This is a genomic window from Deltaproteobacteria bacterium (assembly GCA_020848745.1).
Classification (GTDB): domain Bacteria; phylum Desulfobacterota; class Binatia; order UTPRO1; family UTPRO1; genus UTPRO1.
The window spans coordinates 1-8,991 of record JADLHM010000127.1; the positions used below are offsets into that span (position 1 = coordinate 1).

An 8,991-nucleotide genomic window follows, 5' to 3' on the forward strand; every position below is an offset into this window, starting at 1 on the left:
AGTTCGAGTGCGTCGCGCGCGACACCAAGCTCGGCCCCGAGGAGATCACGCGCGACATTCCGAACGTCGGCGACGAGGCCCTCAAGGATCTCGACGACTCGGGCATCATCCGCATCGGCGCCGAGGTGAAGCCGGGAGACATCCTCGTCGGGAAGATCACGCCGAAGGGCGAGACCCAGCTTTCGCCGGAGGAGAAGCTCCTGCGTGCCATCTTCGGCGAGAAGGCGGGCGAGGTGCGCGACACGTCGCTGCGCGTGCCGCCGGGCGTGGAGGGCACGGTCATCAACGCGCGCGTCTTCTCGCGCAAGGGTGTGACCAAGGACGAGCGTAGTCGCCTCATCGAGGAGGAGGAAGTCGCGCGTCTCACGAAGGACCAGCACGACGAGGACCGGATCATCAAGGACTCCACGATGAGGAAGGTGAAGAAGCTCCTCGTAGGCCGCGAGGCGAGCATCCGTCTCGCCGACGACAGCCGTCGGGTCCTCTTGCCGAAGGGCGCGATCATCAAGGCCGAGGATCTCGACCAGATCCCGTCGGCGTACTGGGGCGACATCAAGGTCGACAACGACAAGATCGAGGACGAGCTCTCCCGCGTCGTCGACGCGATGCGCGAGCAGCGCGAGCGCATCAAGACGCTCTTCGAGGAGAAGATCGACCGCTTGAAGGGCGGGGACGAGCTGCCGCCCGGCGTCATCAAGATGGTGAAGGTGTTCGTCGCCATCAAGCGCAAGCTGCAGGTGGGCGACAAGATGGCGGGACGCCATGGCAACAAGGGCGTGCTCTCGCGGATCCTCCCCGAGGAGGACATGCCGTACCTGCCGGACGGCACGCCGGTCGACATCGTCCTGAACCCCCTCGGCGTCCCGTCGCGCATGAACGTGGGGCAGATCCTCGAGACCCACCTCGGATGGGCTGCCCGGGAGCTCGGACGGCAGCTCGCGAGCGAGCTGCCGGGCGAAGGCATCGAGGGCGTGGACGGCATCCGGAGGAAGCTGAGGGAGATCTACACGAACAAGGACGTCGTCGAGCTGGTCGAGCAGATCAGCGACGATGACCTCGCGAAGATCGTGCGCAAGTCGGCGCGCGGCATCCACGTGGCGTCCCCCGTGTTCGACGGCGCGACCGAGGACGAGATCTTCGGGATGTTGAAGCGGGCTGGTCTCTCGCCGAGCGGCCAGATCAACCTGTACGACGGCCGCACGGGCGAGCCGTTCGAGCAGCCCGTGACCGTCGGCGTGATGTACATGATGAAGCTGCACCACCTGGTCGACGACAAGATCCATGCCCGTTCGACGGGCCCGTACTCGCTCGTCACCCAGCAGCCGCTCGGTGGCAAGGCGCAATTCGGCGGCCAGCGGCTCGGGGAAATGGAGGTCTGGGCGCTGGAGGCGTACGGCGCCGCCTACAGTCTCCAGGAGATGCTGACGGTGAAGTCCGACGACGTCGCGGGGCGTACGCGCATGTACGAGGCCATCGTCAAGGGCGAGAACGTCCTCGAGCCTGGCCTCCCCGAGTCGTTCAACGTCATGGTGAAAGAGCTGCAGAGCCTGGCTCTGGACGTGGAGCTGATCGAGGAGCAGTCCGGTCAGGCGCAGGGCTAGAGCGGAGACGACAACATGGTGATGGAAGACCTCTTCAATCTGTTCGAGAAGCCGAAGAACCCCGTCGCGTTCAACGCGCTCAGGATCTCGCTTGCCTCGCCGGACAAGATCCGGTCGTGGTCGCACGGCGAGGTGAAGAAGCCCGAGACCATCAACTACCGGACCTTCAAGCCGGAGCGTGACGGCCTCTTCTGCGCCAAGATTTTCGGTCCGACCAAGGACTACGAGTGCAACTGCGGCAAGTACAAGCGCATGCGGCACCGCGGCGTCGTCTGCGAGAAGTGCGGCGTCGAGGTCATCCAGTCGAAAGTGCGGCGCGAGCGGATGGGGCACGTCGACCTCGCGACTCCGGTCGCGCACATCTGGTTCCTGAAGAGTCTCCCGTCTCGCATCGGTACCCTCCTCGACATGACGCTCAAAGATCTCGAGAAGATCCTGTACTTCGAGTCGTTCGTCGTCACGAGCTCGAAGAAGGAGCTGCCGGGTCAGCCGTTCGAGTACAAGGAGGTGCTGTCCGAGCAGCGCTATCGGAAGGCGATGGAGGAGCACGGCCCGGACTCGTTCAAGGCCGAGATGGGCGCCGCAGCCATCCGGAAGCTTCTCGCCGACATCGAGGTCGACGAGGAGTCCGAGCGCCTGCGCGTCGAGATGCGCGAGGTCGGCAGCGAAGCGCGTCGCAAGAAGATCGCCAAGCGTCTCAAAGTACTGAACGCGTTCCGCGTCTCCGGCAACCGTCCGGAGTGGATGATCCTCGAGGTCATTCCGGTCATCCCGCCGGATCTCCGGCCCCTCGTTCCGCTCGACGGCGGCCGGTTCGCGACGTCGGACCTCAATGATCTCTACCGCCGCGTCATCAACCGCAACAATCGTCTGAAGCGCCTCATGGAGCTGAGCGCGCCGGACATCATCATCCGGAACGAGAAGCGCATGCTGCAGGAGGCCGTCGACGCGCTTTTCGACAACGGTCGCCGCGGTCGCGCCATCACCGGTCCGAACAAGCGTCCGTTGAAGTCGCTCTCGGACATGCTGAAGGGCAAGAGCGGTCGGTTTCGTCAGAACCTGCTCGGCAAGCGCGTCGACTACTCGGGGCGTTCCGTGATCGTGGTCGGCCCCGAGCTCCGACTGCACCAGTGCGGTCTGCCGAAGAAGATGGCCCTCGAGCTCTTCCGGCCGTTCATCTACAACAAGCTCGAAGAGCGCGGCTTCGTCACCACCATCAAGAGCGCGAAGAAGATGGTGGAGAAGGAAAAGTCCGAGGTTTGGGATATTCTCGACGAGGTCATCCGTGAGCACCCGGTGCTGCTGAACCGCGCGCCGACGTTGCACCGGCTGGGCATCCAGGCCTTCGAGCCGATTCTCATTGAAGGCAAGGCCATTCAGCTCCATCCGCTCGTCTGCGCGGCCTACAACGCCGACTTCGACGGCGACCAGATGGCCGTGCACGTGCCCCTGTCGGTCGAGGCGCAGGTCGAGGCTCGCGCCTTGATGATGTCGACGAACAACATCCTGTCACCCGCCAACGGCCGGCCGATTATCGTGCCGACGCAGGACATCGTGCTCGGGCTCTATTACATGACTCGTGAGAAGCCGATGGTCCAAGGGCAGGGGAAGCGCTTCTCGAGCCCCGAGGAAGTTCGGATCGCCTACGACCAGGGCGAGGTGCACCTCCAGGCGCAGGTCAAGGTTCGGATCAACGCCACCCTCGTGGACACGACGGTCGGCCGCATTTTGCTCTACGAGATCGTACCGCCGGAGCTCAGCTTCGCCGACGTCAACAAGGTGATGAAGAAGAAGGAGCTCGGCGAGCTGATCGACATCGCGTACCGCCGCGCCGGCAACAAGGCGACGGTCATCTTCGCGGACAAGCTGAAGGACCTCGGGTACGAGTTCGCCACCAAGGCGGGAATCTCGATCGGCATCAAGGACATGCTGATTCCGCCGCAGAAGGGCGAGTTGCTCGACGAGGCGACGAACGAGGTCCGGCAGATCGAGGACCAGTACAACAAGGGCCTCATCACCGACGGCGAGCGGTACAACAAGGTCGTCGACATCTGGGCGCAGGTCACGGACCGCATCGCCGACGAGATGTTGAGCCAGCTCCGGACCGATACGTACACCGACGAGAAGGGCGCCGAAAGCACCTCGCTCAGTTTCAACCCGATCTTCATGATGGCCGACTCCGGCGCCCGTGGCAGCGCGCAGCAGATCCGCCAGCTCGCCGGCATGCGTGGCCTCATGGCGAAGCCGTCCGGCGAGATCATCGAGACGCCCATCACGGCGAACTTCCGCGAAGGTCTCACCGTTCTGCAGTACTTCATCTCCACGCACGGCGCCCGCAAGGGGCTCGCCGACACCGCCCTCAAGACGGCGAACTCCGGCTATCTCACCCGCCGGCTCGTGGACGTGGCGCAGGACTCCATCATCACGGAGCTCGACTGCGGCACGCCCGACGGCATCGACATGTCGTCGCTCGTCGAGGGGGGCGAGATCATCGAAGGTCTCGGCGATCGCGTGCTCGGGCGCGTGGCGCTCGCCGACGTCCGGGATCCGTACAACGACGAGATCATCGTCCGCGCCAACCACGAGATCGACGAGGCGATCGTCGACGCGATCGAGAAGGCCGGTCTCGAGCGGGTGCAGATCAGGTCGGTGCTCACGTGTCAGTCGCGTCAGGGCGTCTGCGGGCTCTGTTACGGACGCGATCTCGCACGCGGCCACATGGTGAACCTCGGCGAGGCGATCGGCGTGATCGCGGCCCAGTCGATCGGCGAGCCGGGGACGCAGCTGACGATGCGTACGTTCCACATCGGCGGGACCGCGAGCCGGCGCGCGGAGCAGACGACGCTCGAGGCGCGCAACGACGGCATCGTGCGTTTCATCAATCTACAGACGGTCACCAACAACGAGGGCGACGAGGTCATCATCAACCGGAACGGCGAGCTCGCGATCATCGACGTGCCCGAGGCCGGGCGCGAGCGCGAGCGCGAGCGCTACCCCGTCGTCTACGGCGCCAAGTTGAAGAGGCACGACGGCGCGAAGGTGAAGGCCGGGGACCTGCTCGTCGAGTGGGATCCCTACACGCTTCCCACCCTCACGCAGGTGGGCGGTGTCGTGAAGTTCGGCGATCTCCTCGAGGGTGTCACCATCGAGGAGCGCGTCGACGAGCGGACCGGTCTTTCCACCAAGGTCGTGATCGACACCAAGGACGTCGAAAAGCGTCCGCGCATCACGATCAAGGACGCGGCCGGCAACACGGCCAGACTGCCGAACGGCAACGAGGCGCGCTACCAGTTGCCCGTCGGCGTGCACCTCAACGTGTACGAAGGGCAGGAGCTGTCGCCCGGCGACATCATCGCCAAGATGCCGCGCGAGACCACCAAGACGAAGGACATCACCGGCGGTCTGCCTCGTGTCGCCGAACTCTTCGAGGCGCGCAAGCCGAAGGAGTTCGCGGTCGTCAGCGAGATCGACGGCGTCGTGTCGTTCGGCAAGGACACGAAGGGCAAGCGCAAGGTGGTCGTGACCCCGGAGGTCGGCGAGCCGCGCGAGTACCTCATCCCGAAGGGCAAGCACATCAGCGTGCACGAGAACGATCACGTGCGTGCGGGCGAGCCGTTGATGGACGGCTCTTCGAACCCGCACGACATCTTGACGATCCTCGGCGAGAAGGCGCTCGCCAAGTATCTCGTGGACGAGGTGCAGGAGATCTATCGACTTCAGGGCGTGCGCATCAACGACAAGCACATCGAGGTGATCGTCCGGCAGATGCTGCGCCGCGTACGCATCAAGGACGTCGGGGACGCGGAATTCCTGGTCGGCGATCAAGTCGAGAAGTGGCGCTTCGATGAAGCGAACCAGAAGATCGAGGATGACGGCGGGGAGCCGGCGACGGCCGAGCCGTTGCTCCTCGGCATCACCAAGGCGAGCCTCTCGACCGAGAGCTTCATCTCGGCGGCATCCTTCCAGGAGACGACCAAGGTTCTGACCGAGGCCGCCATCAACGGCAAGGTCGATCGCCTGACGGGCCTCAAGGAAAACGTGATCATGGGCCGGTTGATTCCGGCTGGGACGGGCATCAAGCGCTACGGCCAGGTCGAGATCGAGTCCGAGGAGCCCGAGGAACGTCCGGAGGACCTCCTCGAGGTTCCGACCGCGAAGGTCGAGCCGGAGAGCGCCAGCGCCTAGGCGGTCGCAGCGAAACTGACGGAAACTTGACAGTCCGAACGCGTTCAAATACTTTGCGCGTTTTTGCTGGCCTTTTCGGCGCGGAAGTGTCTTCGCGCCTACAGTGAGACAGGAGCAACGATGCCGACGATCAACCAGCTCATCCGCGGAGGGCGCAAGGCGCAGCGGCGGAAGCTCGCGGCGCCCGCGCTGCAGAGCTGTCCGCAGCGGCGGGGCGTCTGCACGCGCGTGTACACCTCGACGCCGAAGAAGCCGAACTCGGCACTCCGGAAGGTCGCGCGCGTTCGTCTCACCAACGGCATCGAGGTGACCTCCTACATTCCCGGCGTCGGCCACAATCTGCAGGAGCACTCGGTCGTGCTCATCCGTGGCGGCCGCGTGAAGGATCTTCCCGGCGTTCGCTACCACATCGTGCGCGGCACGCTCGACTCGATCGGCGTGCAGGACCGTCGGCAGGGCCGTTCGAAGTACGGCGCCAAGAAGCCGAAGTAGGAACGGAGTCGGTCGATGCCGCGTAAGGGAGAGGTCCGTCGTCGCGAAGTACTGCCCGATCCGAAGTTTCACGATCGGATGGTCACGAAGTTCATGAACACCATCATGATCGAGGGCAAGAAGAGCTTGGCCGAACGCACCTTCTACGGCGCGCTCGACCTCATTCAACAGCGCACGAAAGAGGAGCCGCTCGCGATCTTCAAGCGCGCCCTCGACAACGTGAAGCCCCTCGTCGAGGTGCGTTCGCGGCGCGTCGGCGGCGCGACGTATCAAGTGCCGGTCGAGGTCCGTCCCGCGCGTCGCATCTCGCTCGGCATGCGCTGGTTGGTGTTGAACGCGCGCGCTCGTCCCGAGAAGTCCATGGTCGAGCGCCTCGCCGGCGAGCTCAATGACGCAGCGAACAACCGCGGTGCCGCGATCAAGAAGCGCGAGGACACGCACCGCATGGCGGAGGCCAACAAGGCCTTCGCGCACTATCGCTGGTAATCCGCCATGCCACGCCAGTCACCGCTCGAGCGCACGCGCAACATCGGCATCATGGCTCACATTGATGCCGGGAAGACCACGTGCACGGAGCGCATCCTCTACTACACGGGCATCAATTATAAGCTCGGCGAAGTTCACGAAGGCACGGCCACGATGGACTGGATGGTGCAGGAGCAGGAGCGCGGCATCACGATCACGTCGGCCGCTACCACCTGTTTCTGGAAGGACCACCGGATCAACATCATCGATACGCCGGGGCACGTCGACTTCACGATGGAGGTCGAACGCTCGCTGCGCGTCCTCGACGGCGCCGTCGCGCTCTTCGATTCGGTCGCGGGCGTCGAGCCCCAGTCCGAGACCGTCTGGCGCCAGGCCGACAAGTACGGCGTGCCGCGCATGGCGTTCGTCAACAAGATGGACCGCATCGGCGCGAACTTCTTCCGCACCGTCCAGATGATGCGGGACCGCCTGCGGGCGAACCCGGTCGCGATTCAGCTTCCGCTCGGTACCGAGGACGCGCACGTCGGGGTCATCGACCTGATCGGCATGAAGGCGATCGTGTGGGACGACGAGAGCCTCGGGTCGAAGTATCGCGAGGCCGAGATCCCGAGCGCCGAGAAGGCGCAGGCCGATGAGTATCGCGAGAAGCTGATCGAGGCCGTCGCCGACGCCGACGAGGCCTTGATGGAGAAGTACCTCGAGGGCGGGGCGATCTCGGAGGCCGAGATCCGCGCCGCGGTCCGGAAGGGCTGTCTCGCGATGACGCTCGTGCCCGTCCTCTGCGGGTCGGCGTTCAAGAACCGCGGTGTGCAGTTGCTGCTCGATGCGGTGGTGGACTTCCTTCCGTCCCCTATCGACGTGCCGCCGGTGAAGGGCGTCGATCCGGACAGCAAGGAAGAGTCCGAGCGTGAGGCCAAGGACGGCGCGCCGTTCTCGGCGCTGGCGTTCAAGATCATGACGGACCCCTTCGTCGGCACCCTGACCTTCTTCCGGGTGTACTCCGGCGTTCTCACCTCGGGCGGCTCCGTCTACAACTCGACCAAGATGCGCAAGGAGCGCATCGGCCGCCTCCTCAAGATGCACGCGAACAAGCGGGAGGAGATCAAAGAAGTCTACGCCGGAGACATCGCGGCGGCGGTCGGGCTGCGTTCGACGACGACCGGCGACACGCTCTGCGACGAAGAGAATCCGATCATCCTCGAGTCGATCGAGTTCCCCGATCCCGTCATCGACGTCGCCATCGAGCCCAAGACCAAGGACGATCAGGAGAAGCTCGGTATCGCGCTCCAGAAGCTCGCGACCGAGGATCCGTCGTTCCGCGTGCAGACCGACAAGGAAACGGGTCAGACGATCATCTCGGGCATGGGGGAGCTGCACCTCGAGATCATCGTCGATCGCCTGCTCCGCGAGTTCAAGGTCGACGCCAACGTCGGCAAGCCGCAGGTCGCGTATCGCGAAACGATCCGCCAGAAGGTCGAGCAGGAAGGCAAGTTCGTCCGCCAGACCGGTGGCCGCGGTCAGTACGGCCACGTGTGGATCACGCTCGAGCCGCTGCCGCCGGGTGGCGGGTTCGAGTTCGTCGACGGCACCAAGGGCGCGCCGATCCCGAAGGAGTACGTGCCGGCCGTCGAGAAGGGCATCAAGGAGGCTTTCGAAGGCGGTGTGCTCGCCGGTTATCCGATGGTCGACGTGAAGGCCGTTCTCATCGATGGCTCGTACCACGACGTCGACTCGTCCGAGATCGCGTTCAAGATCGCCGGCTCGATGGCCGCCAAGGAGGCGGCGGGCAGGGCGAAGCCGATCATCCTCGAGCCGATCATGGCGGTCGAGGTGGTGGTGCCCGAGGATTTCATGGGCGAGGTCATGGGCGATTTGAGCAGCCGCCGTGGCCGTATTCAGGGAATGGATTCGCGGGCGGGCGCCCAGGTCATCAATGCCCACGTTCCGCTCGCTCAGATGTTCGGTTACTCGACGGATCTGCGCTCCAAGACGCAGGGGCGCGCCACTTACACCATGCAGTTCGCTCACTACGAGCCGGTGCCGCAGGCCATCTCGGAAGAGATCGCGGCCAAGGCCGTGGGCGCGTAGCCGGAGGAAGGTATGAGCAAGGCGAAGTTCGAGCGGAAGAAGCCGCACGTGAACGTGGGGACGATCGGGCACGTGGATCACGGGAAGACGACGTTGACGGCGGCGATCACGAAGACGCAGGCGGCGAAGAAGTTGGCGG

6 protein-coding genes are annotated in these 8,991 nt (G+C 64.7%); all 6 read left to right on the forward strand.

The window, feature by feature from the left end; translation table 11 throughout:
- Positions 1 to 1,601, forward strand: a 1,601-nt coding sequence (locus IT293_18595) for a DNA-directed RNA polymerase subunit beta (GenBank protein ID MCC6766672.1), incomplete at its 5' end; no start/stop codon positions are given.
- Between the two features lie 21 nt (positions 1,602 to 1,622).
- Positions 1,623 to 5,786 (forward strand): DNA-directed RNA polymerase subunit beta', encoded by a 4,164-nt coding sequence (gene rpoC / locus IT293_18600; GenBank protein ID MCC6766673.1) that lies wholly within the window; start codon positions 1,623 to 1,625, stop codon positions 5,784 to 5,786.
- A 120-nt stretch (positions 5,787 to 5,906) separates the two neighbouring features.
- Complete coding sequence (locus tag IT293_18605; protein MCC6766674.1) at positions 5,907 to 6,278, forward strand: 30S ribosomal protein S12; 372 nt, start codon at positions 5,907 to 5,909, stop codon at positions 6,276 to 6,278.
- A gap of 15 nt (positions 6,279 to 6,293) precedes the next feature.
- Positions 6,294 to 6,764: a 30S ribosomal protein S7 gene (gene rpsG, locus IT293_18610; protein ID MCC6766675.1), complete on the forward strand. Its 471-nt coding sequence runs from the start codon at positions 6,294 to 6,296 to the stop codon at positions 6,762 to 6,764.
- A gap of 6 nt (positions 6,765 to 6,770) precedes the next feature.
- Positions 6,771 to 8,852 (forward strand): elongation factor G, encoded by a 2,082-nt coding sequence (gene fusA, locus IT293_18615; GenBank protein MCC6766676.1) that lies wholly within the window; start codon positions 6,771 to 6,773, stop codon positions 8,850 to 8,852.
- A gap of 12 nt (positions 8,853 to 8,864) precedes the next feature.
- A partial coding sequence (gene tuf / locus IT293_18620; protein MCC6766677.1) for an elongation factor Tu occupies positions 8,865 to 8,991 on the forward strand: 127 nt, incomplete at its 3' end.